The sequence below is a fragment of the Paenibacillus lautus genome, assembly GCF_050482385.1.
In the GTDB taxonomy this organism is placed as follows: Bacteria; Bacillota; Bacilli; order Paenibacillales; family Paenibacillaceae; genus Paenibacillus_AQ; species Paenibacillus_AQ lautus_B.
In genome coordinates, this window is sequence record NZ_JBCNHV010000018.1 from 33,524 (window position 1) to 58,780 (window position 25,257).

Sequence of the window (25,257 nt, forward strand, 5' to 3'; positions counted from 1 at the left end):
TTTTTACTCCGTTCATTCTTCGTGCTTCCCTAGCCCTTGACCCCGCCCAATGCAATTCCTTCGATGACGCTCTTCTGGCCGATGATAAACACGATCAGCAGCGGGAATATCGCCGACACGGCAGCCGCCATGATCAGGGAATAGAATTCTCCGCTTAAGGACGTGAATTTCTGCATCGCCAGCGGAATCGTGAACAGCCGATCCGTCCGCAGGAAGATGAGCGGATTCTGATAATCGTTCCACGTCCAGATGAAACGCAGAATCGCATACGTGGCAACTGCGGGCTTTACCAGGGGCAGCGCAATCGACCAGAAGATTCGCGGATGGTTCGCGCCGTCGATTTTGGCGGATTCGATGAATTCCTGATGCACCCCCATGAAGAATTGCCTGAGCATAAACGTTCCGAGCACGCTGAAACTTCCCAGCATAATGAGGCCGAAATGGTTGTCGAACAGCCCGATGTTGCGGTACAGAATAAACTGTGGGATCAGGATGGCCTGGCCCGGAATCATGTAGGTCACCAGCACGATGATGAACAGCCAATTGCCAGCGGCAAACCGGATTTTGGAGAAGCCGTAGGCTGCCAGGGCGGATACCATGGCCGAGATGATCGTTGTCAGTATGCTGACCTTGATCGAGTTCCAATAATAGAGATAGAAGGGATAATCCCCGAACCATACCTCCTTGTAATTCTGAATCGCGTTCCACTCCCGCGGAATCCATTGAATCGGATATATGAATACGTCTCGCTCCACCTTAAAGGATGTAACCAGCATCCAGATAAAAGGAAGGAGAAACAGCATGCTCACCGCGAACATCGCGATCGTGACGATAAGCTTGCGCCAGTCGACGCCGACTCTTGTCCCCATATAACGCCCTCCTCTTAGTAGTTGACCCACTTCTTCTGAGCGGCCCACTGCCCCAGCGTAATCAGCATGACGAAGCCGAACAGAACCGCGGCAATGGACGATGCGTAACCGACCTTCAGGTTGACGAATGCCGTATCGTACAAGTACCACACCATCATGGTCGTCGAGCCGATCGGTCCCCCTTGCGTCATGACGGCAATGATATCAAAGACCTTGAACGTGGAGATGACCCCCGTTACCAGCAGGAAAAAGGACGTCGGGGACAGCAGGGGCAGCGTAATACGCCTGAACTTGGTCCAGCCGTTCGCTCCATCGATATCCGCCGCTTCGTAAAGATCCTTCGGAATGGATTGCAGGCCGGCAATATAGATAATCAGATTGAAGCCGATCGAAATCCAGATCGATATCAGCATAATGGAAATCAGCGCGAAATTCGGATCCGCGATCCATTTCGGCGGATCGGATATTCCGATCGTCCGGAGGATTTCGTTGATCGGCCCGTAGGACGGCTGGAACAGCACCTGCCATACGACGGCAACCGCCACGATGTTGGATATGTAGGGCATGAAGTAAGCCACTTTAAAATAGCCCTTCATATAGACAAACCTGTCAATCAAAATGGCCAGCGTCATCGAGATCATCATGTAGACCGGAACCGTCAGAAGAAACAAGATGTTGTTGCGTACCGACTTGATAAACATGTCATCCTCCAGCAGCTGGCGGAAATTCTGAAACCCGACCCACTGGATGCCGTCCCAGCCCTGCACGAAATTCCAATCGGCAAAACCAAGCACGAGCGTTGCCAATATCGGAAACAGCACCAAAATGATAACGCCGACCAGCATCGGGCTTACGAATGCGATCCCCCATAGGTTCTCTCCCCGCTGCAAGGATCCCCTGGACTTGTCCCTCCGCGTCGGCTGGGCGCCAGGCTTATTCATCGTCTCCATTGTCTGTGCCATGTCGGACCCCCTCGATTCTTATTCGATGGGTTAAGTATAAAAAAAATACCGCCAACGTTTTGACGGTATTTTGATCATATTCGCTTTCATTTTTACTTGATTATACAGGGAACGCATCATGGATCTTGGTACGCCCGGTATTACAGGAACTTCTCCTTAAACCAGGCAGCGGCCATCCCGACCTCTGCACGGCTGAGCTGGTGCCCCCCATTCTCCCAGTGCAGCTTGACGTCCGCGCCTGCCCCGCTCAATAGTTCATTCAGATCCTCGCTCTCCTGCGGGGTGCACATCGGATCGCGCCGGCCGGCCGCGATGAAGACGGGTATGCCGGTCAAATCCGGCAAGGTCTTATCCCGCAGCGGAACCATCGGATGGTGGAGAATGGCACCTTGCAGCGCGTCCCCTTCGTGGAACAGCAGGCTGGCGGCAATATTGGCGCCGTTCGAATACCCGACGGCCACGATGCGATTGCGGTCAAAACCGTACTCGGCGGCCGCCCAGTTCAGAAATTCATTCAGATCGTGCGTGCGTTTCACGAGATCCTCTATATCAAACACGCCTTCGGCCAGACGTCGGAAAAATCTCGGCATGCCGTTCTCCAGCACGTTCCCGCGGACGCCGAGCACATTCGACGTGGGCGAGATCATCTCCGCCAGCGGCAGCAAATCCTCCTCGTTCCCTCCGGTGCCATGCAGCAATAGTAAGGTTGGTGCCTCCGGGGAAGTTCCCTGGCGGTAAATATGCGTATGTTCCATGTGGTTCATTCTCCTTTCGATTGGCTATATCGTTAGATTTCGAATCCGTTTGACAACCTTACTGTTAGAATGCCCTGGAATAGCCCAATAGGACCATAGGCTGCCCTAAAAATCACATTAAATTAGGCTGTAATCCCCATCAGAGGCTGCCCTAATATCCTGATTTAATATCTTTAATTCAAGATTCTTTAAATACATCATACCATGGATTTTAAATAATGCAACAGCCGCCCTTCCGCCTCCCGGCCAGAGCTGCAATCAGAAACGCTATGTCGCCCGTGTTTCACAACCGTTGATGAACGAAATGAAAAGAGAGGAAGCCTCCACTATGGAAGACTTCCTCTCCTGTTTGTATTCTCTATATATGATTCCGTACGTGTTCCCCCGTAACATCACTCATTATATCAAAAGATAGGTATAATGTCAGTGGATGTTTTGGTATTTCTCACAATTTTTTTGTGATATTGTTAGCGATTATTCCAGTTGATTGGATGAAAAACCATATATTTAGAAAAATTGTAACCGTTTGGTCAACGCGCCTCTCGGAACCGCGAAGGCCTGCGCGCGCTTGAAGTTCATCGGTGCTCCCCGCACGATCGTGAGCGCTTTGTAATATTCGATGAACGGGAAGCCGTAGGTTTCTCCGCGGGCATAAGCGTACACGTTCATGGCTCTCACCCACGTTTCATAGGCTTCGTCCGGAATGTCGATGAAGACCTCGGGATGAAAATCATAAGGGTCCTCCCAATTGTCCGCATAGTATAAATGCTGGGCATAGTGGGACGGAAGCTCGCGTTCAATCGTCTTCAGGCCCGCATAGAAGCGGGCGTCCTCCACGATATAATGGGTATTGGAATGATCCTTATGGATGCTCTCCTTCCAATGCGTGATGATGATATCCGGCTTGACTTCCCGTATGACGTCCGCTACCTGATATTTCACTTCCTCATCGAGCGGTAATTCGGCATCCTTGTAAGCAAGGAATCGGACATCCGCGCCGACGATATCCGCAAATTGGTGAGCTTCGTCAATCTTCTGCTTTGCGTACTCCTCCGGCGTCAGACGAGGGTGTCCCTTCTCCCCTGGCGTTAGATGAAGAAACGTTGCTTTGTGGCCAGCCTGGGTGTATTTAGCAATCACGGCTCCTGCCGTAAGATCCATATCGCCCGCATGCCCGCCAATCGCCAAAATGTGATGCTGCTTTGCTTCCGTCACATCGGATCTCCCCTTTGTATGAAAAGTAGTAGAATCTAACGAAGCGTTTTGCTCATAATATCGAACCGGCGCGTCACGTGAAATCCGGCTTTGCGGTACAGATGGCCTGCGGGGCTCTGCTCGCCCGTCCAGAGGAACCAGGCACCGTGCAGTCCTTGAGCACGCATAAGAGCAAGGCAGTCATACAAGAGGATTTTTCCGAGTCCCTTCCCTTGTATCGACGGATCAACGCCAAACGGACCGAAGCGTTCAGCCACGCCTTCATATCCGCCATGCAGGCAGAACCCCACCAGCTTCCCTTGATCGCGCGCGATCAGGATCTGATCCGTTCTTAATCGCTGCAGCAGTCCCTCACGAATCGCCCGGCCCCAATCCGGGTTAAACACGTCCGTCGCAAAATGGATCAGCTCCACCAGATCGCTGTCCTGAGCCAGCATGAAGGTGAAGCCTTCTTGCTCGCGCTGCCGCTTTAATTCCGCAACCTCCGGCGGCATATGAAAATCGACCAGGGAGCGATCCATCGCAACCGCCGTGTAATTGCGGGTAAAGCCGCTTGCCTGCAGCCACGCCAAGCCTTCCGGATAGCGCTCGCCATCGATGCCCGGAACGATATAATTCGGGGCATACGAGGAGAAAAAGACTTTGCTGCGTCCATGATCGCGAAGATAGTCTTCGCCGTCCTGCAGCAGCCGCGATGCCACACCCTGTCTTCGAACCGATGGATCGGTATAGAAGAAGGTGATCCAGCCGTGATCTGGCTCCAGTTCGGTTCCGATCATCGGCAGCCTCCGGCGTACCGCATACAGGACGCCTACCATGCGGCCCTCCTGCTCCGCAATCCGCAGTCCTTGCGGATCAAAATTCGGATCGAGCAGCACCAAATTCCGAAAGCGAAGCCGAGTCATGGGATCTCCCGGTAAGCAGGCATTCCACAGGGTAGTGATAGCGTCTTCGTCTCCTGGCCGGTAAGGCCTGCAGCTTAAACTCGTCATTACGTGTTCCTCCTTATTATCGTAATTCATAGGATTCGCTTGGATTCGCTTCAATTGCCTCGAAACGGAATGCAACCGGTTGATCTTATTTAACGAAGGCTTCCATATGGCTATACAAGACATCAATGTACGATCTCCCATAAATGTACCGGCTCAATCGGTCATTGCTTACGTCCACCCGGCGTTATATCGCCTTTCGAATTGCTGCCGCTGCCGAATCGAGAACGACGGTTATTGTGTACTTCGTGCGCGCTGCTCCCTGTGCACACGGTGCGTGGTCCGGGGTATACTTGGATGTCTGTCGACCCAATGCTGCCTCCCCGTCTTACCATGCCACGGCTCCTGTCAAAGCGTTATGAACTTGGGCCCGCAGCTGAGTGACGCTGCTGCTCCGTCCCCCGTACACGCGGTTTGTCAGCAGAACGACCGCAAGATCCAACTCAGGATCAATCCACATGCTGGTTCCGGTAAATCCGGTATGTCCGTAACAGCCCGGACCCATCCAATCACCGGAAGCATCCATCTTATCCCCTTTCAGTACCCATCCCAGACCACGATTGGAGCCCTGAATATGGCTCGTATGGGTACGAGTGGACGCCACAGCCGCAGCCCGAGATAAGATGCAGGATTCGCCGCCCCCCGCCTCTGGACTCGCCGTTGCCGGGATCGCCCCTTGTGCCAGCCACATTCGGGCATACTGCAGCAGATCACCTGCGGTGGCAAACAATCCGGCATGGCCGCAGACACCACCCAAAGCCCGCGCCTTCTCGTCATGCACAATCCCACACAGATGATCCTGGATCGTATCCTCATACTCCGTTGCGGCATAACGGCTGGCCTGTTCGGGCGAAGGCGTCAGCGTGGCATGACATATGCCCAGCGGATCCAACACCCATCGCTTAAACGCTTGGTCCAAAGGCAGTTCCAGCGACCGTTCTATGATGCGTCCAAGCGTCAGATATCCCAAATCGCTGTAAATCACTTCGGTATTCGGCTTGGTCACGAGCGGTGCTGAAAGAACGGCATCCCACATCTGCTCCCTATTCCAGCCCTGCGAGTGCAGGTTCATATCCGCCTGGAGCCCGGAAGTATGCGTCAGCAGCTGGCCTACCGTAATCTCTTCTTTTCCCGCCGTTCCGAATGAAGGCAGAATGTCACTCACTTTTGTGCTTAAGGTCAAGCCCCCCTCATCAATCAATCGCAGAATCAACGGGAGCGTAACCACCACCTTCGTTAAGGACGCACAATCGTATAACGTATCCTTGCTGGCCGGCACAGGCTGGCCCTGCTTCGGCTTGGGGTTGGCATAACCGGCACTATAGAACCACTGCTTGCCTTCATGCATAACACCCAGTACGCCTCCCGGTGTCGTGCCTGCGGCAATCTCGCGTTCCATCGCGGCGCAAGCCGCTTTTACTCCTCTGGCTTCCAACCGAAGCTGCTCTGCACCGTCTTCAGCATGACTTTCCATGTACTTCCCTCCTTTACATCAAGTCCTTGAGTTGGATCAACTGAAAAACAAGCATGCCATCCGCATCAACATCATCTCTAAATGTAAACGTTTCCTAAACCTATTATATGACCTGTAAAATTTTGTTTCAATAAAAATCAATAATTATAAAATTTAATTTCATCATACTCTATGTGAATTTTCCTTTTATTTGGATATTTAATATTGACATTTGAATGCGCTTTCATTTACAATATTGTTGAAATCAAACACTCGCATAATTTAAGGGCCATGCATTCCGTAACCGCACACCCGGTATGGAACAACCCCGGTTTCTCTACAGGAGATTCCGGGGTTTTTTGTTGCCCGATTTTGTATAGGAGGTGATACAAAAGCAGCCGATAATCTAGTAAAACCAACCTACTCTATATCAACTACATAGGAGGAATTTCGATGAAAAAGTTTTACAAACTGACAGCCGCGCTAGCCCTTAGCTTCTCCCTGGCCTTGGGCCTTCTCGGTCCTGCTCATGCGGCTCCGGATACTTCGGTGTCCAATAAACAAAATTTCAGCACGGATGTCATTTATCAAATCTTTACGGACCGTTTCTCCGACGGCAATGCTGCCAACAACCCGACCGGACCTGCCTTTGACGGTACCTGTACCAATCTGAGATTATACTGCGGCGGCGACTGGCAAGGGATCATAAACAAAATCAACGACGGCTACCTGACCGGCATGGGCGTTACCGCCATCTGGATCTCCCAGCCTGTCGAGAACATCTACAGCGTCATCAACTATTCCGGCGTGAACAATACCGCTTATCACGGCTATTGGGCCAGAGACTTCAAGAAAACGAACCCGGCTTACGGCACGATCGCCGATTTCCAGAATCTCATCGCTGCCGCTCATGCCAAGAACATTAAAGTCATCATCGACTTCGCGCCGAACCATACCTCTCCCGCTTCCTCGGACCAGCCTTCATTCGCGGAGAACGGCAAGCTGTACAACAACGGCACCCTGCTCGGTGGATACACGAACGATACACAGAATTTATTCCATCATAATGGGGGCACCGATTTCTCAACGACAGAGAACGGGATATACAAAAACCTGTACGACCTTGCCGACCTGAACCACAACAACAGCACCGTGGACACCTACCTGAAGGATGCCATCAAAATGTGGCTCGATCTGGGCATTGACGGCATTCGAATGGACGCGGTGAAACATATGCCGTTTGGCTGGCAGAAGAGTTTCATGGCTACCGTCAACAACTACAAGCCGGTCTTCACCTTCGGCGAATGGTTCCTCGGCGTGAACGAAGTGAGTGCGGAGAACCATAAGTTCGCCAACGAATCCGGCATGAGTCTGCTGGACTTCCGTTTCGCGCAAAAGGTACGCCAAGTATTCAGGGACAACACCGACAATATGTACGGTCTGAAGTCCATGCTGGAAGGCTCGGCAACCGATTATGCCCAAGTGGAAGATCAGGTAACGTTCATCGACAACCATGACATGGAGCGTTTCCACGACAGCAATGCCAACCGTCGGAAGCTGGAGCAAGCCCTGGCCTTCACACTCACTTCCCGTGGCGTGCCAGCCATCTATTACGGAACTGAACAATACATGTCCGGCGGCAACGATCCCAACAACCGGGCACGGATCCCTTCTTTCTCAACAACGACTACCGCTTACCAAGTTATTCAAAAGCTGGCGCCTTTGCGTAAATCCAACCCGGCTATCGCTTATGGAACGACGCAGGAGCGCTGGATCAACAATGATGTGCTGATCTATGAACGCAAATTCGGCAATAGCGTAGCTGTCATCGCCGTGAATCGTAACGTAAACACGCCAGCCTCGATTACAGGATTGGCGACCTCGCTTCCTGCCGGGAACTACGCTGATGTATTGGGCGGGCTTCTGAACGGTAATGCACTTACCGTTGGCTCCGGCGGAGCTGCTTCCAACTTCACGCTGGCGGCTGGCGGCACGGCAGTGTGGCAGTACACAACAGCGAATACCGCTCCAACCATCGGGCATGTAGGACCGATGATGGCCAAACCGGGCGCAACCGTTACCATTGACGGCCGCGGCTTCGGCGCAACCAAAGGCACGGTATACTTCGGCTCAACGGCCGTAACGGGCGCAAACATTACAGCATGGGAGGACACGCAGATCAAAGTGAAAATCCCTGCGGTTGCCGGTGGCGTATATAACATCAAGGTCGCCAATAGCGCTGGCACTTCAAGCAATGTGCATGACAACTTCGAAGTGCTGACCGGGGATCAAGTCAGCGTTCGGTTTGTGGTAAACAATGCCACCACCGCGCTTGGACAAAACGTGTACCTGGCAGGCAGCGTAAGCGAGCTCGGCAATTGGGACCCTGCCAAAGCCATCGGTCCGTTGTATAACCAGGTCATCTACCAATACCCAACCTGGTACTACGACGTCAGCGTTCCCGCTGGCAAAACCATTGAATTCAAATTCCTGAAAAAACAGGGCGCGACGGTAACGTGGGAAGGCGGATCGAACCATACCTTCACCGCTCCAGCGAGCGGCACGGCCACCATCAACGTGAACTGGCAGCCGTAAACCCAAGAACGTCTAGCTTTTGCCGAAGAGTGCACCTGAACAAAACCAGCTCCGGGAATTGTCCCGGAGCTGGTTTTTATTCATGCAGTTCATAATTCCAGTAGGCAATAGCCCGTTACGCACGAAGCACCTCCACATTCACTCTGCACTGCATGAGCGATTCCCAAAGGGAGAGCATCCCAGCAGGCGGTAACTCAACAAGCAGACGGAGCAGCTCAACGATCCCTCGCTAATTTCCAGCACTCCCACATAACACGCCACCAACAAAAAGCCGATGAAGTTGGTTCCCTTTCATCGGCTTTTCCCTCCCCCCCACTATAGCGTAAATAGTTATGCGCATAGCACGAAGTAGCGGAGAGGACGAATCGATTCCGGAAAAACGATAGTGGTCGCCTTTGCCCCCGATTTTCCACCGCAGAATTATAATTCTAAGAAAATTGGGGGCAACAGCGATTGGAGGAACGATACGTACTCGCAGCGTCTCACTATACGAAAACTATTTACGTCCTGAACATCACCAATGACTTACGCAAACCCTCCGACAGCTCCTCCAAGCGGGAAGACAGGACAACCAGCTTCTCGCTCACCTTGAACTGCTCGGATGACATCGAAGCGACCTCCTCCGTGGCAGCGCTGGTCTCTTGAACGATCGAGCTCGCATCCGAGATCGAGTCGGTCAGGGTAAGCTGGGAACCGATCAGCACCTCGACCGAACGGGTCGATTCGCGGATCTCGGCTAATAGGGCATCCATCTCATGGCGAACATGATCAAATACGCCCTGAGCTTCCTGCACCGAATGCAGCTGCTCGTCAAAGAGCGGCGATGCCGACATCAAGGCATCCACGGAGCCTTGCACTTCAGAATGGATATCCTTGATCATCGCGCCTACGGTATGGATCGATTCCTTGGAACGATCCGCCAAGCTCCGCACTTCATTGGCTACAACCATGAAGCCGCTGCCTGCTGCCCCCGCACGGGCCGCTTCAATGGTCGCGTTAATGGACAGCACGTTGGTTTGATGCGTGATCTCCGACATCAGCTCCAATATTTTGTGAATCGACGCGGTATTCTCCTTCAGCTTCTCCGCATTCTGGACGATGGCCCGGTTCACCTGATTAATCCGCGTGGATTTCTCCACCAGATTGTCCATATGCCGCGCGCCCTCTCCCGTCACCTGAAGCACGCGATCGGCTGCCGCCTCCATCACTTGATTCGAATCCGAAACCTTGCTCATCTGGACGCCAATGTTCTCAGCCAGCTGATTCTCCCGTTCGGCTTCCACCGCCAGGCTTGCACTCCCCTGTGCAATCTGCTCCATAGCCGAAGCAATCTCACCAGCCGTCAGCGAGGTTCCCTTCGATGCTTCTGCCAATTCCTCCGCCGTAGCCAGCACTTCCTTCGCGGAAGCATTCGTCTGATCAACCAAAGCCGCGATTTGCCCCATCATCCGGTTGAAGCTGTGTCCGAGACGGCCAATTTCATCCGCACGCTGGAACTCGGTCCGAACCTTCAGATTCCCTTGCTCTCCCTCTTCCATCAAACGGCACATCTGATTCAACGGGCGGCCAATGGAACGCATCATATAATAGCCTATCAGTATCGCAACCAGAACCGCGGCAACAATAACCGCAAGCGTTACAACCAGCAGTTTATTCGTGGCTTTTACAAAATCGCTAACGGGAGCAAAGCCGACCATATGCCAAGGAGCCGTCTTCAGCGGCGTATACACCACCATCTGCTCATCGGCGGTGTAATAAATTCCTCCTTCTTCGGCATCTTGGGGAACCGTAATGGCGGACGACTGCATCAGTTGGGCCGTGTCCATGTCGTGTACGATCCGGTTATCCTCGGCAACAATTCGCATCCGGCCGTTGTTCCCTATTTTTAAATTGGCCAACACCTCTCCGACCGCCTCATCCTTGATATCGATCAGCAGGATATACTGCGCATCCGGGTTCTTCAGGTTTTTCAGCAATCTCCCCATCGACATGGTGGCAGTTTTCTCGTTCTCCATAAAGCCTTGAACCTCTGTGGGGAACCATACCGGTTCGCCATCGGCCTGTATAATCCGGTCCATCTTCGCCTTCACGCCATCCGCGGATGACATTCCCGATAAGCCCGTTGAGTTATAGGAGCTTTGAGCTTGAAGATTGGGCGCAACCAGGCGCATGCCCTGCAGACGTTTATCGGAAGACGCCATCCCGTTCAATTTCTCACGGATTCGGTTCTCGGCCTGCGTTTTGTCCCGAATGCCGATACCCGCCGTACTCACCGTAACGAGGTCCTCGCGAAGCACCGTATCCAGCGCCCATTGTCGGGAAGCGGCTTCATATTGGGCCAACAGAAAATCCAGCTTGTCCGCCGCCTGCATCATCTGCCCCGAAGTCGCTTCTGACACCTGATCCATCACCGTGTCCTTGGAGATGAAATACGATAATAACCCCAACGCCGAAGATAACAGCACGATCGTGGTAAAGAAAATAACAAACAGTTTCATCCCAACCGCTTTGAATTGAAAACGTCTCATCATGTTCATATGTATATGTCCCCCTGCATCGCATGTTTGAATGCAAAAAGACACAGCTAGCAGTTACCGGCTGTGTCTCTTCGCTGTTCTCTCTATCTATCTGTCTTATGCTGAATTCATACGATTAGCGATCCGTAGCTTACCCTTTGCTTGCACCCGCCGTCATGCCATCGACCAGCAAACGCTGCAAGAAGACAAACAGCAGGGTGATCGGTAGTGCGATCAGCACCGATGCCGCCGCAAACAACGTAAAGTTGCTGTCCTGGGTGGAGTTGACGAGATCCCATAGACCAACGGCGAGCGTCCAGTTTTCTTTTGTCCGGAGCACGAGTCTTGCAAAGATAAAGTCTACCCACGGTCCAACGAACAGCGTCAAGCCCATATACGTGATCATTGGCTTCGACAATGGCAGAATGATTTTGCGGAAAATTTGGAAGTTGGTGGCTCCGTCGATCTTCGCCGCTTCATCCAAACTTCGCGGTATCGTATCCAGGAAGCCTTTCATGATCAGGGTTCCGCCTAGCGGCGCCCCTGCCGCATACACGATAATCATCGCCGCATGCGTGTTCAGCAGATCCAGGGAGTTCAGCAGGATATACAAGGCGATCATACTCATGAAGCCCGGGAACATCCCCAGCACAAGAATGACCGATAGCGCATTCTGCCGGCCTTTGAACCGGAAGCGGGATACCGCATAACTTGTAAGCAGGACAAGAATGGTCCCGATAATCATAGAGAAAATCGCAATTTTCAACGTATTCATGTACCACGTGCCAAACAGAAAGCTTTGGGACGTAAACAATTCTTTATAATGACTGAGCGTAAAAGATTCTGGAATCAGGGACTTGCTGTACAACGACTTTCCGGGACGGAAAGAGGCCAGAACAATCCAGAGCGCCGGGTAAATACAACCGATCGCGATGATAACAAGCGTGATATAACTTGCCGTCAGGCGAATCGCATTTCTCATTTTAATTCCCATTATTGGATCATATCCTCCTCTTTAAAGGATCTGGTTCTGCGATAATTGTAAATCGAGAAGGTCGCAATAATCATGAAGATGATAATACCGATAGCCGATGCCATGCTGTAGCGCTGCTGATCCAGCGTCAGTTTATAGAGCCAGGTTACCAGCAGGTCCGTCGCCCCCGCGTATTGATAGTCACCCACAACCGGGTTCCCGTTCGTCAGGAGGAAAATCAAGTTAAAGTTGTTAATGTTACCGGCAAATTGCGTAATCAGAACCGGTGCCGTCGAGAACATAATCATCGGTAGGGTGATGATCTTGAATTTCTGGAATCCCGTCGCTCCATCCACATCGGCCGCTTCATAGAGATCCTTCGGAATCGTAGTCAGGACACTCATGACAAGAAGCATGGATACCGGGATACCTACCCACATATTAACGATAATAACGGTCACTTTAGCCCAGACCGGATCGGTCAGCCATGGCAGGCCTTCCAAACCGAAATATCTTAAATACTGGTTGATCGGTCCGAATTGCCCGTTAAACATATTACGCATCACGAGCAGCGAGATCAGCTGTGGAATCGCATATGGAATGATCAGAATGACACGCCATACGCCTTTGAAACGAATTCCTTTTTGTTGAATAAGCAGTGCAACCAGCACACCGCCAAAATACGTTGTTACCGTTGCCAGCACCGCCCAGATGATCGTCCAGGTCAGGACACCGAAGAAGGTGTGGCTCCACGATTTCAATGCAACGAGATTGGTAAAGGTTTTGAAACCGACCCAGTCAACCAGGTTCGCCGGCGGCAGATTGTTTGGAGCGGAATAGTTCGTAAACGCCAGCATGACCATGAAGATAATCGGCATGACCGTAAAAAACAAAATACCGATCGCCGGCAGTGTCAGGAAAGATTGCGCGAATTTCCATTCAAAAATATAATAAAGGGTCTGTCTGAAATTGTTGGGTTTTACACCCTGTTCCCTTAGTTTTCCAGCGTTATATGCGTTTTTGATATTGGCATAATACCCAATAAGAAAAATCACAAACATAATCATGGTGATAAGTCCTTCAATCAGGAGATTGATGGAGTGGTCACCTGCTACCATTTGGGTTAAACCGTTGACTTTCTCTAAATGGCTTCCCTGTTCCCCCAAAGTTGTCATTCCCCAGATGGCATCACCCAGGTTGTTGATGAAGTAATACAGACTGAATATACCTACGATAAGTAAAAGAACGCCTTTGATCCATTGCCGGTTGTAAAGCTGACCCAGACCCATACAGATGGCTGATAATACGGCTGCTGTCGTACGATGTTGACGCATGCTCCCTCCATTCTCCTCTCCATATAATCGAGGAATCACCCGCCGGTTGTTCGGCGGGTGAACTTCTTCTTCTTTCTCGTATTATATAAGAACGTAATTACTCGCTAGCTCCACCACTGTTGAGATCTTTTACTTGATTTACAGCTTTATCAAGCGTTTCTTTCACGTCTTTGTTGTTATCCCAGATCTCAGCCAGTGCAGCACCTACAGGAGACCATACGTTAGCCATTTCAGGAACGGATGGCATCGGTTGGGAAGATTTAAATTGCTCTGTGAATGCGGATACATACTCGTCATTCTTGATTTGATCATCTTCTTGAGCTTCATTGTTTGTCGGAACCGACCCAACCAATGCGCTCAGTTTCAATTGAGCTTCCTTGCTTGTTGCAAAGTCCGCGAACAGGCGAGCGGCTTGCGGATATTTCGTGAACGAGCTTACGTACCAAGCTTTGATACCGGAGAACGATACAGCAGGCTGGCCGCCGATGGTTGGGATTGGAGCAACGCCAAGCTTGTCGCCTAGCGCTTCTTTGTATCCGCCAAGCTCCCAAGGTCCGTTAATGTCCATAGCCAGGTCACCGGATGTGAACAGTCCGCGTTTGATATCAGGCGTAATGTCGCCGGATTTAACCGGAAGGATTTCCTTCAGGCTTGCGTAAACTTCCATACTCTTGACTGCGCCTTCATTGTTGAGGCCGATATCGTTGACATCCGCACCACCGTTACCGAAGATGTAGCCGCCGTTGGAAGCAAGGAATGGATAGGCGAAGTACAAGTTACCTGTCTCGAACATGAATCCATATTTGTTCTTGGATTTGTCTGTGAAGGTTTTGCTGAACTCAATAACCTCTTCCATCGTTGCTGGAACTTCTTTTACCAAGTCCTTGTTGTAGTACATCAGGTAAGTTTCAGCAGCGCGCGGGTATCCGTACAGAACACCGTCATAACTTACGCCTTGAATAGCGGCTTCCGTGTTGCTGCTTTTTGTTTTCTCTTCAAAAAAATCGTTCGGTAAAACCAGGTTTGTAGCTACGGCTTTACCCAGGTTATCGTGAGGGAACAATACAACGTCAGCACCCAATCCGGATGGTCCGTCTTGTTGAAGCTTGGTCACTTGGTCGGTTGGAGACAATTCTTCGATGGTTACTTCAACGCCGTATTTTTCGGTAAATTCTTTAGCTACCGCATCCGTATAGGCTCTTTCGTCTCTACTTTCCCATACGATCAGTTTAGCGCCTTCCTCTGGCTTAAGTTCCGGTGCTTCTGTATTTTCGGCCGGCGTCTCCTGTGCCGGTGGATTCTCAGCAGGTGCCTCAGCAGCAGGAGCAGGTGAATTTCCTCCGCACGCTGTAATGGAGAACGCCAACGTGAAGGTTGCAGCTAGCGTAAGTAGTTTCTTCATCTTCATTCCATGATTACCCCTCTCAATAAATGATCAGAAAATGTTGGAAATCTGCGCAAACGATTTCAGAAAATTTTCACCGACTCTTTTTCTATGTAGCATCTGGCGAGATACTCAGGAAAAATCCCGTTGAGAAAGCGCTTCATTCACTGAAAACATCATACAACATTTAATTGTGAATGTAAAAACGTTTGCACAGATCATTTTTACCCGTTTTAAGCAAATAATCTCTTATTCCCTTCACTATTCACTCTATTTCGTAAGTTATCATAAAAATAATTGTGCATATGCTGTGCAATCCTGTCATTTTCCGCGTTATTTTAGACAAGAATCCATAATAAATGCTTGTTTATTGAACAAACGTTTGCACAATGACTTCTACTTCTTCTTTCACCGATAAACGTACCGTTGAGCTCCATAGGATAGACGTTTCCGTTTCAGAAATTAGCCTAGCTCCTTCCCTATCTTTGTCAAAAATGAGTTAGAAGGGTAACTCTGTAACCAGGGATCCCATGATATAACAAACCCCGGTGTTCGTACACCAGGGTAAAGAAAACCTATTTACCACCTATATGTTAGCGAATGGGCTACAACCAATCTCTTTTTTCAACAAATCTCTGCCCTATCAACAAATACACCAATCCTGTAAATAACACAATTGACCACAAGCTATAAGGTTCAACTCTTGGCGCGTAAATCGCTGCCTGTGGCATCATAACATAGTAGGGAATGGTAAATGGAAGCCAAGCCCCGATCGCAGAATGAAAACCTGTCAGCACGATATTCGGTACCACATAACCTATGGACATGGCCAGCGAGGCTCCGAAATTACGCACTCTTATCGAAACCATAAGTTGTAAAGCAGCGAGTGGTAAAACTCCTATCCATCCCCCAATGACTGAATACAGTAATGTCTCCCACGGAATCCTTTCAGGAGCCTTGACAAGATAACCAGCTCCAAGATAACCGAGCAAAAATACGATCTGTACCAACGCTAGAATCCCGACCAACCAAATATATTTCGCGTAAAAGATCTTATAACGGGGGACCGGCAAACTCATCGTGATCTTCCAGCCTCCATCTTTATGCTCATATAAACACAATAAGGAGGCTACAATCCCGCTATACAGCGGATAGAAAAACATAGAATGAAGATTGACGCTGTGTATATAAAGTGTAGACCAGCTAGGCGGAAAAAAGTCTCTTAAACTCTGAAGCTGCATCGCCCCCATCGCTGAGTTAATCAGCGTATCCAATACAATGAGTAAAAATATAATGCTCCATTGAAGCTTCATTCCTTCAGCACGTAACAACATTCTCATGATCCGGCAACCCCCTATTCAAATTCTCGCCTGGCAAACAGGAGAGCTCCCAGAACCGACAGCATTCCCCCTATTCCAAGTGAGATTCCAATCCACTGCATATGACCAGGGATAAGCGGACTGGATAATGACGGATACGACCAGGGAAGGATCTGAATCACAAAAGAATGGCTTCGAGCTAAAAACAAGCTGGAGATAGATCCAAATATCCCTATAGCCAGCGGTAATGCCTGGTTGGAAAATACAGTAGACAGCCAGAGCTGAATAGCCATCATCGGCAGTGTTGCCAAACATGCGAATAGAGGCTGCAATATCATAATTCCCCATGGTATCAGTTCATCCGAGTATAGAATCCAGATCATGCACATGCCAGCAATAGTAATGATTACGGTACATAGCTGCAAAATAAATATCCACGCCAGTTTTGCCAGGAATACAGAGCCTTTAGGAACAGGCATCGCGAGAAGCTGCTTCCATGCCTTTGTTTCGTGCTCGGTACCAGCCATAATGCTGGCTAGGAGCGTAATTCCCAATAAAAAAATGAAAGATAAAAACATATACATGACAGCAAAACCAGCGTAGATCCCCCCGGGACCTTGACGAAAATAAAGATACCACTCAAGAGCTGTCATGCTGATCAAAATAATGCCTTGAATGAGAGGCATCCACCGGCATAACCGCTTCAGCTTCAATCCCTCTGCACGCATCAGTTCCAGTATCATAAGCTGTTCTCCTGACCGGTCAATTCCAAAAAGATTTCCTCCAGGGTCTTCTTCTTCTCCGTTACTCGGTATATATCATATTGCCGATTCACAAGAAAGCGAATCAATTCCGCCGATTGCGGCCTGGTGATCATGGAAGTTCTGATCTGACCTGTTGTTATTTCAGGTTCCGCATCCCATCCATGATCGTTCAGAGCAGCTGCTGCTTCTACAGGCCGATCCATTTCAATCCATACATAAGGCTTACTTCGGTCGGTTAATTCCTGAAGCGGTCCTTGAAAAATCATTTCCCCCTGGTTGATAATTCCCACCCAGGTTGCAACCTGCTCAATTTCGCTCAATAGATGGCTTGAGAGCAAAACCGTTATATCAAAATCCCGAGGAAGTCTTGTAATCAGCTCTCGAATTTCCTGAATTCCCGATGGATCTAGTCCGTTCGTCGGCTCATCCAGAATCAATAATTTGGGATTCGTAATAAGTGCCATTGCGATCCCGAGCCGCTGTTTCATACCAAGTGAATAACTCCTGACCGACTGATGAGCTGCATGATTAAGCCTCACCCATTCCAGAACCTCCTGAATCCTGGATTCTTGTATACCGTGGATTAGCGCCATGATTTTCAAATTATTGTATCCTGAAAGATGAGCATAGTAAGATGGAGATTCTACGAGAGAACCCACATCTTTCAGAATGTCCATTCGGTTCTTCTTCAGATCCTTGCCAAGTATACGAATCTCCCCGGATGACGAGCGGATGAGTCCTAGGAGCATCCGAATCGTTGTTGTCTTACCCGCTCCATTTGGTCCCAAAAATCCATAGACCTCCCGCTTGGGAACCTTCATATTAATCTGCTTTACTGTTTCCCGCTGCCCGAATCGTCGGGTCAGTTGATGTGTATCGATAGCATATTCGTTCATCTCTTATTCCTCCTGCTTGGCTTAACTAACATTTAAAGTTTAGCAATCGGAAATAAACAAGAGGTAAACATGAAATGAACGACAGGATAATTTAGGGGCTGATTGGCAATACAAATTCAACCCGGGTGCCCTTGCAATCCCCCGGTAGAATGCTCATGTCGCCTGAATGAGCTTCAACAAAGGCATTGGCTATAGCTATTCCTTTACCCGATTGATCTAAAACCTGTCTTAATTTCGTATCCTCGATCCCGTTTCCATCATCCTCGATCACAATGTAACAATAGTTCTCCTTTACAGAGATATCGCATTGAACCTGGGTGCCGAACGGATTATGGATAACCGCATTCATTAATACATTTTGAAAGGCTCGTCCTAACAGCTTTCTGTCAAAATCCATCATGCAAACATCCTTTTCGGTAGTAAACATAAATGAAGCATTCTCAGCTAACGGGTGGTTTGCGATATCTATCATCATATCGCGCAGAAAATTCACTATATCATCAGATTCTCTATTCATCGGGAACTGTTCGACTGACCACCGGCCTGTTTGGTTTAAGTCATGGATTAGCTGCTTCATTTCCATGGTCTTGCCGCTGATCTGCCTGCTAAAATTCTGTTTCTCCTCATCGGTCCAATCATAATCAGCGGCCGCGAGCATATGAGCATAGCCTTCGATGTACGACAAAGGCGTCTTGAGATCATGGCTGATCGACGCAATCCATTCCTGCTTCTTGACCTCCATATTTAATCGCTCGGTCTCACTTTGCAGCAGTTGATTCGATAATTGCGTCATTCGATCAAATAATTCTTTATATAAGACATACGGATAACGATAGTTGTTATGATGTAATGAGCCTTCGCTCGGCTGACGGAAATGTTCCTGCGGCTGGCTGTAATTTCTTTCGGATAATTGGTTGATCCAGCGTATTAAATAAGTAAGCGGTTTGCCCACACACCAACCGAAAGCAATGAAAAAAATAGCCATTAGCACGATGCCCGTAACAGCTAAAAAAGTCTTCATGGATATCGTGCCCCGGGGATCCATCCAATCCTGAAGATATATAAATATCACCGCACATAAAATAAAACTCAGGACAAACATCATCACCAAAATAATGGTTACCTTGATAAAGCGAAAAGCCATTGTGACCATTGGATTCATTGCTGCTCCTTCCTTGGAGCCAACATTTTGTAGCCAAGTCCTCTTACGTTAACAAGAAACCGGGGATTTCCGGGATCAGGCTCCATCCTTTTTCGCAGTCTGAAGATATGGATAACAACCGTCTTCTCATCCCCAAGGTATGACTCGTTCCAAACGGATTCGTATAATTGGCGTGTACTAAAAATACGATTTGGATTTCGGCATAGGAACACAAGCAGCTCCCATTCGCGTGCCGGGCACTCCACTTGCTTGCCATTCACGATCAGTTCCCCGGCTGCAAGATCCAGTCGAAAATAACCAAAATCCAGTTGAATTAATCGCGGCTGAGCCTCTTGTTCCCGCTGTATTTTATATTTCAGACGAGCTTTGGTCCGGGCAACGACCTCCAATGGATTAAACGGTTTCGTAATATAATCGTCCCCGCCAATGCCAAACCCCATCAGCTTGTCCAAATCAGAGTCCCGGGCAGTAAGGAAGAGAATCGGCGTTTCGGTCATTTTGCGAATTTTTCGGCACACCTCAAAGCCGTCTTCATCCGGGAGCATGACATCCAGTATGATCACGTCCGGATTAAACTCCGTTAATATTCGCACCGCTTCCTGCCCTGTACCCACGCTTCGAATATGCCGAAAGCCTTCCTTCTTCAACACGGTAGTCAACATATCGCATAACCCCTGTTCATCATCCACAAGCAGTACAGAAATATTATCCATAGCATTTTTCTCCATTATTTCATATTTTAACAAACTGCTGATTTTATTATATAACAGAGTCATCTCCCAAAAGCTCAGATTATCTGCTAAGAGGTGCAAGAAATGGATCGACTCTATCCTTTCTTAATCATCCTATCGGGGCAAAGTTAACATTAGGTAAACAGAAACTGAACAAAGTATAAATTAATAAAAGGCATCATTATGCAGAGCACGGTTATTTACTCCTCTCACGGCACAGCATATATGGGCCCTTTTGGCAGTTCCAGACAGGGATTTATGTTACAACTGATCGAATAATACAAGAAGTCGGACAGACGTTGGTTCGTGAATCTGGTTATGATTACAAACAAAAGGAGTCTTCTCGATGAAGACTCCTTTTGTTTGTAAGTATATTTTATTAGCCAGAAAATGACTCTAGACAAGCGCCTTCAGCGCAATATCCGACCGGTTTTGCTTGCCTTCAAACGAAATCGCTTCTGCCCGTTCATAGGCTTTCGCACGTGCTGAAGCGATATCAGCTCCTAAACCGACAACGCCCAGGACACGTCCTCCATTCGTTCTCCATGTTCCATCAGCATCGCGAGAAGTACCCGCATGAAATACAATCGTCCCGTCCTGCTCGTTGTCCAGCCCAGTGATCGCAATTCCTTTCGGATACGATGCAGGATATCCGCCAGAAGCCAGAATGACGCATACCGCCGCTTCATCACTCCACTCCAGCTCGAGATCAGCCAGGTTTCCATTTACGGCAGCAAGGAAAACGTCAAGCAGATCGGTCTTCAGACGCGGCAATACAACCTGTGTTTCCGGATCGCCGAATCTGGCGTTGAATTCAATGGTTTTCGGTTTGCCGTCCGGCGTGATCATCAATCCGGCAAACAGAACGCCACGGAACGGACGCCCTTCGGCTACCATCGCTTTTGCCGTAGGCTTGATGATCGTCTCAATCGCCTCTTCAATGATGGATGGCTGAATATGAGGCAATGGCGAATACGTTCCCATTCCTCCCGTATTCGGGCCCTGGTCTCCATCATAAGCCGGTTTATGATCCTGGGCCGCCGACATCGGCTTTACGGTTTCACCATCCACAAAGGCCAGGATCGACATTTCCTGGCCTTCCAGGAACTCCTCGATGACCACCCGGCTTCCGGCTTCGCCAAATACCTTCGATTGCATAATGTCGCTGAGCGCCTGCTCGGCTTCCTCGATCGTCCGCGCAACAGTAACGCCTTTGCCGGCTGCAAGCCCGTCCGCCTTCACGACAATCGGCGCGCCTTGCTCGCGCAAGTAAGCGAGCGCCTCCTCATAATTGTCGAACTTCGCGTAAGCTGCCGTCGGAATGCCGTATTTATGGAGCAAATCCTTCATGAAGGTTTTGCTGCCCTCAATTTCGGCTGCATTTTTACGCGGACCGAAAACCGGGATGCCTGTAGCGTCAAATGCATCAACAATGCCGTCAGCCAACGGATCATCCGGACCGACGACAATGAGTCCCACCTGCTTCTCCACGGCGAATGCCGCCAGCTTATCAAACTCCGATACTGCAATCGGTACGCACTCGGCCAGCTGTCCGATGCCGGCATTGCCGGGTGCGCAGTAAATCTTATCCGCTTTCGGGCTCTTCGCCAGTGCCCATACGATGGCATGCTCTCTTCCGCCGCCTCCGATAACCAAAATATCCATGGTTTTCCCTCCCGCTTCATTTCAATTTACCGATAGAATTTCATAACATGAATGATTTACAAGGCGAAGCGTGAGATCACTTTCACCTTCTTGTCTCCTTAAACTTAAAGGCGGCGCGCTCTGAGAGCGGCGTCGCCTCTATAAGTTGCTGAATGAAAAGTGATCCTTCAGCTGCAGCCTGACGGCTGCAGCGAAGCTACCTTTTTAGGCTTATGAATTAGTGCTTAAAATGTCTCACCCCGGTGAAGACCATGGCAATCCCGTATTCGTTGGCAGCCTTGATGGATTCCTCATCCTTAATGGAGCCGCCCGGCTGAATGATAGCGGTAATGCCGGCTTTCGCGGCAAGCTCCACGGTATCTCCCATCGGGAAGAACGCATCGGAAGCAAGAACGGCGCCCTTGGCTTTCTCCCCTGCCTGTTCCACCGCAATGCGCGCTGAGCCGACACGGTTCATCTGACCTGCACCAACGCCAACGGTCATGTCGTCTGCTGCCAATACGATTGCATTGGACTTCACATGCTTTACAACCTTCCAGCCGAAGAGCAGCTGCTTCAGCTCCTCTTCCGTTGGTTTGCGATCTGTTGCAACCTGCAGGTCAGTGGCATCCAGGGAATGCACATCGCTTTCCTGTACAATCATGCCGCCTTCGATGGTTGTCACGGCAAGCGTACTTTGGCGCTCCTTGGCCGAGCCGAACTCGCCCATCTTCAGAAGACGGATGTTCTTCTTCTTCGTCAGAATCTCCAGCGCCTCCGGTGTGAAGTCCGGTGCCAGGATAATTTCAAGGAAAATATCCTTCAGCAGATCCGCCGTAGGAGCGTCAATCGTCCGATTCGCTGCCACGATGCCGCCAAAGATGGATGTCGGATCGGCGTTATAAGCCTTTTGATAAGCTTCCAGCACGTTCGTCCCGATGCCAACGCCGCAAGGGTTCATATGCTTCACGGCCACCACGGTCGGCTCGTCAAACTCCTTCACGATCTGCAGGGCTGCGTTCGCATCATTGATATTGTTGTAGGAGAGCTCTTTGCCGTGCAGCTGCTCCGCTGTCGTCAAGGTACCCGCAGGTGCCAGCGGTTTACGGTAAAATGCCGCTTTTTGATGCGGATTCTCACCGTAACGAAGGTCCTGAATTTTCTCGTAGGTCACGCTAAAGCGCTCAGGAAGCGGATCGCCAGTCACATTCGACAAATAGTCGGAAATCAACGTATCGTAAGCTGCCGTATGACGGAACACCTTGGCTGCAAGACGCTTACGGGTTTCCAAGGTCGTGTCGCCGCCGCCGCGGATTTCCTCGATCACGCTGCCATAATCCGCCGCATCGACAACCACGCTCACAAAAGCATGGTTTTTCGCAGCCGAACGAAGCATCGTTGGACCGCCAATGTCGATATTTTCGATTGCATCTTCATACTCGACATCCGGCTTCGCGATCGTTTCCTGGAATGGGTACAGATTAACCACGACCATATCGATATAATCGAGGCCAAGCTCCTGCATCTGACGCTGATGCTCTTCGCTGTCGCGAATGGCAAGCAGGCCGCTGTGTACGGCTGGATGAAGGGTTTTGACACGTCCGTCCAGAATCTCAGGGAATCCGGTCACATCGGAAATGCCGATGACAGGTACGCCTTCCTTGGCGAGTAGGTTCTTGGTTCCCCCTGTCGAAATGATCTCTACACCCAATGAAGACAACTCGCGGCAAAACTCCACGATGCCGGTTTTATCCGAAACGCTGACCAAAGCTCTTTTGATACCCACGTTCATACCCCCTATTTTGAATGAAAATCAATTAAGTAAGCCTGTCTTGATTCCGTAGATGCTGTCGAAGATCCATAATTGCAAATTATTTCCCGAGAAATATCGAACATGTCGATTCACCGAAAGACCTTGTTCGCTTTTATTACAAAAGCTTATTCGGTAATCGTCACATTCCGCCCGTTCAGCGAAATCCGCCCTTGGGCGAACCAGGAAACGACTTCAGAGTATAACTTCTGCTCCACCGCGTGAATACGTTGTGCCAGCAATTCCGCCGTATCACCTTCCTTGACCTCTACAGCTTTCTGAGCAATAACCGGTCCGGTATCCATGCCGCCATCAACGAAATGAACCGTGACACCGGTCATCTTTACGCCATAGTCCAGCGCTTGGCCAATCGCGTCTTTACCGGGAAAAGCAGGCAGCAGCGAAGGATGAATGTTAATAATCCGGCCGCTATAGAACTCGACAAAGGACGGACTCAACAACCGCATATATCCTGCAAGGACAATTAATTCGACACCGCGCTGCTGAAGCTCTACCGCAATTTCACGTTCGTAATCTTCCTTCGTGGCATATTCCTTCGGCTGAAACGCGAATACATCCACCTTCGCCGCTTGAGCCAGCTCCACGACGGGAGCCTGCGGCTTATCGCATACCAGAATGCTGATTACCCCGCCCAAAGCCCCCCTGTGCTGCGCGTCTGCCAAAGCCTGAAAGTTGCTGCCTCTGCCGGAAGCAAAAACCGCAATCCGAAACGATCTCATTACACCTCAGCTCCCGTGAAGGTTACGAGACGCTCGCCTTCGGTCACGCGGCCGATCACATAAGCCTCTTCGCCTGCGGAGCGGAGGTATTGAAGCACCCCGTCTGCATCCTGTTCCTTAACGACAAGCACCATGCCGATTCCCATATTAAATGTCGTAAACATATCCTTGTTCGAAATGTTGCCTTTTTCCTGCATCAGCTTAAAGATCGGCAGAATCGGCCAAGAGCCGTATTCGATGTCGACATTGACGCCATCCGGCAGCATGCGCGGAATATTCTCGATGAATCCGCCGCCCGTAATATGCGCCATGCCCTTGACTTCGATCTCTTTCAACAGTCCGAGCAGCGGCTTCACATAAATCTTCGTCGGTGCGAGCAGCGCGTCCCCAAGACGTCCGCCCAGTTCCGGAAGCTCTTGCGTAAGGGAGTAGCCGGCGTCCTCCAGAAGCAGCTTGCGGACAAGCGAGAAGCCGTTGCTGTGCACACCGCTGGATGCTAGACCAATCACCGTGTCGCCTGCCGCGATATTCGAACCGTTGATCATTTTGCTTTTGTCGACAATACCTACGGTAAAGCCCGCGATGTCATACTCGCCTTCGCTGTACATGCCTGGCATTTCCGCCGTCTCTCCGCCGATCAGGGAACAGCCTGCTTGATTGCATCCGTCAGCGATCCCTTTGACAATGGACTCGATTTTGGCCGGAATGACCTTATCACACGCTAAATAGTCGAGAAAAAAGAGCGGTTCTGCGCCTTGCACCACAATATCGTTCACGCACATCGCTACCGCATCAATGCCGATGGTATCATGTTGGTCCATCGCGAATGCGAGCTTCAGCTTTGTGCCGACGCCATCCGTGCCTGAGACGAGTACCGGCTCTTCATATTGGTCTTTATTCAGCTTGAACAGTGCGCCAAAACCCCCGAGATCGGTCATGACTTCCGGTCTAAAAGTCGTTTTGACATGCTTTTTCATCCGCTCTACCGCTTCGTTGCCTGCAGCGATATCCACGCCTGCTTGTTTGTAAGTATCCGACACGCGCTCAACACTCCTTTTTCGTTATGACGAAAGTATCCGTTCACACATCTTTTATGGGCTTAATCAATAATCAGCTTAAAGGATACAACCTAGAAAAAATGGCTGT

The 25,257-nt window shown here is 50.0% G+C and carries 21 protein-coding genes; 1 reads left to right on the forward strand and 20 read right to left on the reverse strand.

Annotation, left to right across the window (positions count from 1 at the left end; all coding sequences use genetic code 11):
- Positions 1–29: 29 nt before the first annotated feature.
- The 7 genes from ABEW73_RS22440 to ABEW73_RS22470 all read right to left on the reverse strand — a co-directional run bounded on the left by ABEW73_RS22440 (position 30) and on the right by ABEW73_RS22470 (position 6,264).
- Entirely contained in the window at positions 30–869 is an 840-nt protein-coding gene (locus ABEW73_RS22440; RefSeq protein ID WP_430169285.1) for a carbohydrate ABC transporter permease, read from the reverse strand.
- A 14-nt stretch (positions 870–883) separates the two neighbouring features.
- On the reverse strand, positions 884–1,831 hold the full coding sequence (locus ABEW73_RS22445; protein ID WP_430169288.1) for a carbohydrate ABC transporter permease: 948 nt from the start codon (positions 1,829–1,831) through the stop codon (positions 884–886).
- Between the two features lie 140 nt (positions 1,832–1,971).
- Entirely contained in the window at positions 1,972–2,586 is a 615-nt protein-coding gene (locus ABEW73_RS22450) for an alpha/beta hydrolase (RefSeq protein ID WP_430169291.1), read from the reverse strand.
- A 507-nt stretch (positions 2,587–3,093) separates the two neighbouring features.
- A complete protein-coding gene (locus tag ABEW73_RS22455; protein ID WP_009592358.1) occupies positions 3,094–3,801 on the reverse strand; it encodes a PIG-L deacetylase family protein in 708 nt (235 codons plus the stop codon).
- Between the two features lie 35 nt (positions 3,802–3,836).
- Positions 3,837–4,793 (reverse strand): GNAT family N-acetyltransferase, encoded by a 957-nt coding sequence (locus ABEW73_RS22460; protein ID WP_430169295.1) that lies wholly within the window; start codon positions 4,791–4,793, stop codon positions 3,837–3,839.
- Between the two features lie 161 nt (positions 4,794–4,954).
- Positions 4,955–5,125, reverse strand: a complete 171-nt coding sequence (locus tag ABEW73_RS22465) for a hypothetical protein (protein ID WP_430169298.1) — start codon at positions 5,123–5,125, stop codon at positions 4,955–4,957.
- On the reverse strand, positions 5,119–6,264 hold the full coding sequence (locus tag ABEW73_RS22470; RefSeq protein WP_430169301.1) for a serine hydrolase domain-containing protein: 1,146 nt from the start codon (positions 6,262–6,264) through the stop codon (positions 5,119–5,121). Before ABEW73_RS22470 ends, ABEW73_RS22465 begins: the two co-directional genes overlap by 7 nt.
- A gap of 432 nt (positions 6,265–6,696) precedes the next feature.
- Here ABEW73_RS22470 and ABEW73_RS22475 point away from each other — a divergent pair, with 432 nt between their 5' ends.
- Positions 6,697–8,838 carry an alpha-amylase family glycosyl hydrolase gene (locus tag ABEW73_RS22475; protein ID WP_430169304.1) on the forward strand — a complete coding sequence of 714 codons (2,142 nt, stop codon included), beginning with the start codon at positions 6,697–6,699 and terminating at the stop codon, positions 8,836–8,838.
- Between the two features lie 500 nt (positions 8,839–9,338).
- On the opposite strand, the gene ABEW73_RS22480 is transcribed toward ABEW73_RS22475, so the two are convergent.
- The 13 genes from ABEW73_RS22480 to purM all read right to left on the reverse strand — a co-directional run bounded on the left by ABEW73_RS22480 (position 9,339) and on the right by purM (position 25,151).
- A complete protein-coding gene (locus ABEW73_RS22480; protein WP_430169307.1) occupies positions 9,339–11,375 on the reverse strand; it encodes a methyl-accepting chemotaxis protein in 2,037 nt (678 codons plus the stop codon).
- Positions 11,376–11,505: 130 nt separating this feature from the next.
- Positions 11,506–12,348, reverse strand: coding sequence for a sugar ABC transporter permease (locus ABEW73_RS22485; protein WP_071221547.1), 843 nt, complete (start codon positions 12,346–12,348; stop codon positions 11,506–11,508).
- Positions 12,348–13,661, reverse strand: coding sequence for a sugar ABC transporter permease (locus ABEW73_RS22490; protein WP_215154662.1), 1,314 nt, complete (start codon positions 13,659–13,661; stop codon positions 12,348–12,350). Before ABEW73_RS22490 ends, ABEW73_RS22485 begins: the two co-directional genes overlap by 1 nt.
- Before the next feature lie 97 nt (positions 13,662–13,758).
- Positions 13,759–15,069 (reverse strand): sugar ABC transporter substrate-binding protein, encoded by a 1,311-nt coding sequence (locus ABEW73_RS22495; protein WP_430169311.1) that lies wholly within the window; start codon positions 15,067–15,069, stop codon positions 13,759–13,761.
- A gap of 581 nt (positions 15,070–15,650) precedes the next feature.
- On the reverse strand, positions 15,651–16,385 hold the full coding sequence (locus ABEW73_RS22500; RefSeq protein WP_430169314.1) for an ABC transporter permease: 735 nt from the start codon (positions 16,383–16,385) through the stop codon (positions 15,651–15,653).
- Between the two features lie 14 nt (positions 16,386–16,399).
- Complete coding sequence (locus ABEW73_RS22505; RefSeq protein ID WP_430169317.1) at positions 16,400–17,107, reverse strand: ABC transporter permease; 708 nt, start codon at positions 17,105–17,107, stop codon at positions 16,400–16,402.
- Entirely contained in the window at positions 17,104–18,024 is a 921-nt protein-coding gene (locus tag ABEW73_RS22510; RefSeq protein WP_430169319.1) for an ABC transporter ATP-binding protein, read from the reverse strand. The genes ABEW73_RS22505 and ABEW73_RS22510 overlap by 4 nt, the downstream gene beginning before the upstream one ends.
- Before the next feature lie 91 nt (positions 18,025–18,115).
- Positions 18,116–19,186: a sensor histidine kinase gene (locus tag ABEW73_RS22515; RefSeq protein ID WP_430169322.1), complete on the reverse strand. Its 1,071-nt coding sequence runs from the start codon at positions 19,184–19,186 to the stop codon at positions 18,116–18,118.
- Positions 19,183–19,899 (reverse strand): response regulator transcription factor, encoded by a 717-nt coding sequence (locus ABEW73_RS22520; RefSeq protein ID WP_430169325.1) that lies wholly within the window; start codon positions 19,897–19,899, stop codon positions 19,183–19,185. Before ABEW73_RS22520 ends, ABEW73_RS22515 begins: the two co-directional genes overlap by 4 nt.
- Before the next feature lie 414 nt (positions 19,900–20,313).
- Positions 20,314–21,582 (reverse strand): phosphoribosylamine--glycine ligase, encoded by a 1,269-nt coding sequence (gene purD, locus ABEW73_RS22525; protein ID WP_430169328.1) that lies wholly within the window; start codon positions 21,580–21,582, stop codon positions 20,314–20,316.
- 217 nt (positions 21,583–21,799) lie between these two features.
- Positions 21,800–23,347 carry a bifunctional phosphoribosylaminoimidazolecarboxamide formyltransferase/IMP cyclohydrolase gene (gene purH / locus ABEW73_RS22530; RefSeq protein WP_076325604.1) on the reverse strand — a complete coding sequence of 516 codons (1,548 nt, stop codon included), beginning with the start codon at positions 23,345–23,347 and terminating at the stop codon, positions 21,800–21,802.
- Positions 23,348–23,499: 152 nt separating this feature from the next.
- Positions 23,500–24,111 carry a phosphoribosylglycinamide formyltransferase gene (purN, locus tag ABEW73_RS22535; RefSeq protein WP_430169331.1) on the reverse strand — a complete coding sequence of 204 codons (612 nt, stop codon included), beginning with the start codon at positions 24,109–24,111 and terminating at the stop codon, positions 23,500–23,502.
- On the reverse strand, positions 24,111–25,151 hold the full coding sequence (gene purM / locus ABEW73_RS22540) for a phosphoribosylformylglycinamidine cyclo-ligase (protein ID WP_430169333.1): 1,041 nt from the start codon (positions 25,149–25,151) through the stop codon (positions 24,111–24,113). The genes purN and purM overlap by 1 nt, the downstream gene beginning before the upstream one ends.
- Between the last annotated feature and the right edge of the window lie 106 nt (positions 25,152–25,257).

What these genes read in the sequence shown, in the direction of transcription:
- ABEW73_RS22500 (WP_430169314.1), bottom strand. Translation starts at nt 16,385, where the DNA reads ATGAGAATGTTGTTACGTGCTGAAGGAATGAAGCTTCAATGGAGCATT.
- purD (WP_430169328.1), bottom strand. Translation starts at nt 21,582, where the DNA reads ATGGATATTTTGGTTATCGGAGGCGGCGGAAGAGAGCATGCCATCGTA.
- ABEW73_RS22475 (WP_430169304.1), top strand. Translation starts at nt 6,697, where the DNA reads ATGAAAAAGTTTTACAAACTGACAGCCGCGCTAGCCCTTAGCTTCTCC.
- ABEW73_RS22445 (WP_430169288.1), bottom strand. Translation starts at nt 1,831, where the DNA reads ATGGCACAGACAATGGAGACGATGAATAAGCCTGGCGCCCAGCCGACG.
- ABEW73_RS22520 (WP_430169325.1), bottom strand. Translation starts at nt 19,899, where the DNA reads ATGGATAATATTTCTGTACTGCTTGTGGATGATGAACAGGGGTTATGC.
- ABEW73_RS22470 (WP_430169301.1), bottom strand. Translation starts at nt 6,264, where the DNA reads ATGGAAAGTCATGCTGAAGACGGTGCAGAGCAGCTTCGGTTGGAAGCC.
- ABEW73_RS22465 (WP_430169298.1), bottom strand. Translation starts at nt 5,125, where the DNA reads ATGGTAAGACGGGGAGGCAGCATTGGGTCGACAGACATCCAAGTATAC.
- ABEW73_RS22515 (WP_430169322.1), bottom strand. Translation starts at nt 19,186, where the DNA reads ATGAATCCAATGGTCACAATGGCTTTTCGCTTTATCAAGGTAACCATT.
- ABEW73_RS22490 (WP_215154662.1), bottom strand. Translation starts at nt 13,661, where the DNA reads ATGCGTCAACATCGTACGACAGCAGCCGTATTATCAGCCATCTGTATG.
- ABEW73_RS22505 (WP_430169317.1), bottom strand. Translation starts at nt 17,107, where the DNA reads ATGATACTGGAACTGATGCGTGCAGAGGGATTGAAGCTGAAGCGGTTA.
- ABEW73_RS22480 (WP_430169307.1), bottom strand. Translation starts at nt 11,375, where the DNA reads ATGAACATGATGAGACGTTTTCAATTCAAAGCGGTTGGGATGAAACTG.
- ABEW73_RS22460 (WP_430169295.1), bottom strand. Translation starts at nt 4,793, where the DNA reads ATGACGAGTTTAAGCTGCAGGCCTTACCGGCCAGGAGACGAAGACGCT.
- purN (WP_430169331.1), bottom strand. Translation starts at nt 24,111, where the DNA reads ATGAGATCGTTTCGGATTGCGGTTTTTGCTTCCGGCAGAGGCAGCAAC.
- ABEW73_RS22485 (WP_071221547.1), bottom strand. Translation starts at nt 12,348, where the DNA reads ATGGGAATTAAAATGAGAAATGCGATTCGCCTGACGGCAAGTTATATC.
- ABEW73_RS22510 (WP_430169319.1), bottom strand. Translation starts at nt 18,024, where the DNA reads ATGAACGAATATGCTATCGATACACATCAACTGACCCGACGATTCGGG.
- ABEW73_RS22450 (WP_430169291.1), bottom strand. Translation starts at nt 2,586, where the DNA reads ATGGAACATACGCATATTTACCGCCAGGGAACTTCCCCGGAGGCACCA.
- ABEW73_RS22495 (WP_430169311.1), bottom strand. Translation starts at nt 15,069, where the DNA reads ATGAAGATGAAGAAACTACTTACGCTAGCTGCAACCTTCACGTTGGCG.
- ABEW73_RS22440 (WP_430169285.1), bottom strand. Translation starts at nt 869, where the DNA reads ATGGGGACAAGAGTCGGCGTCGACTGGCGCAAGCTTATCGTCACGATC.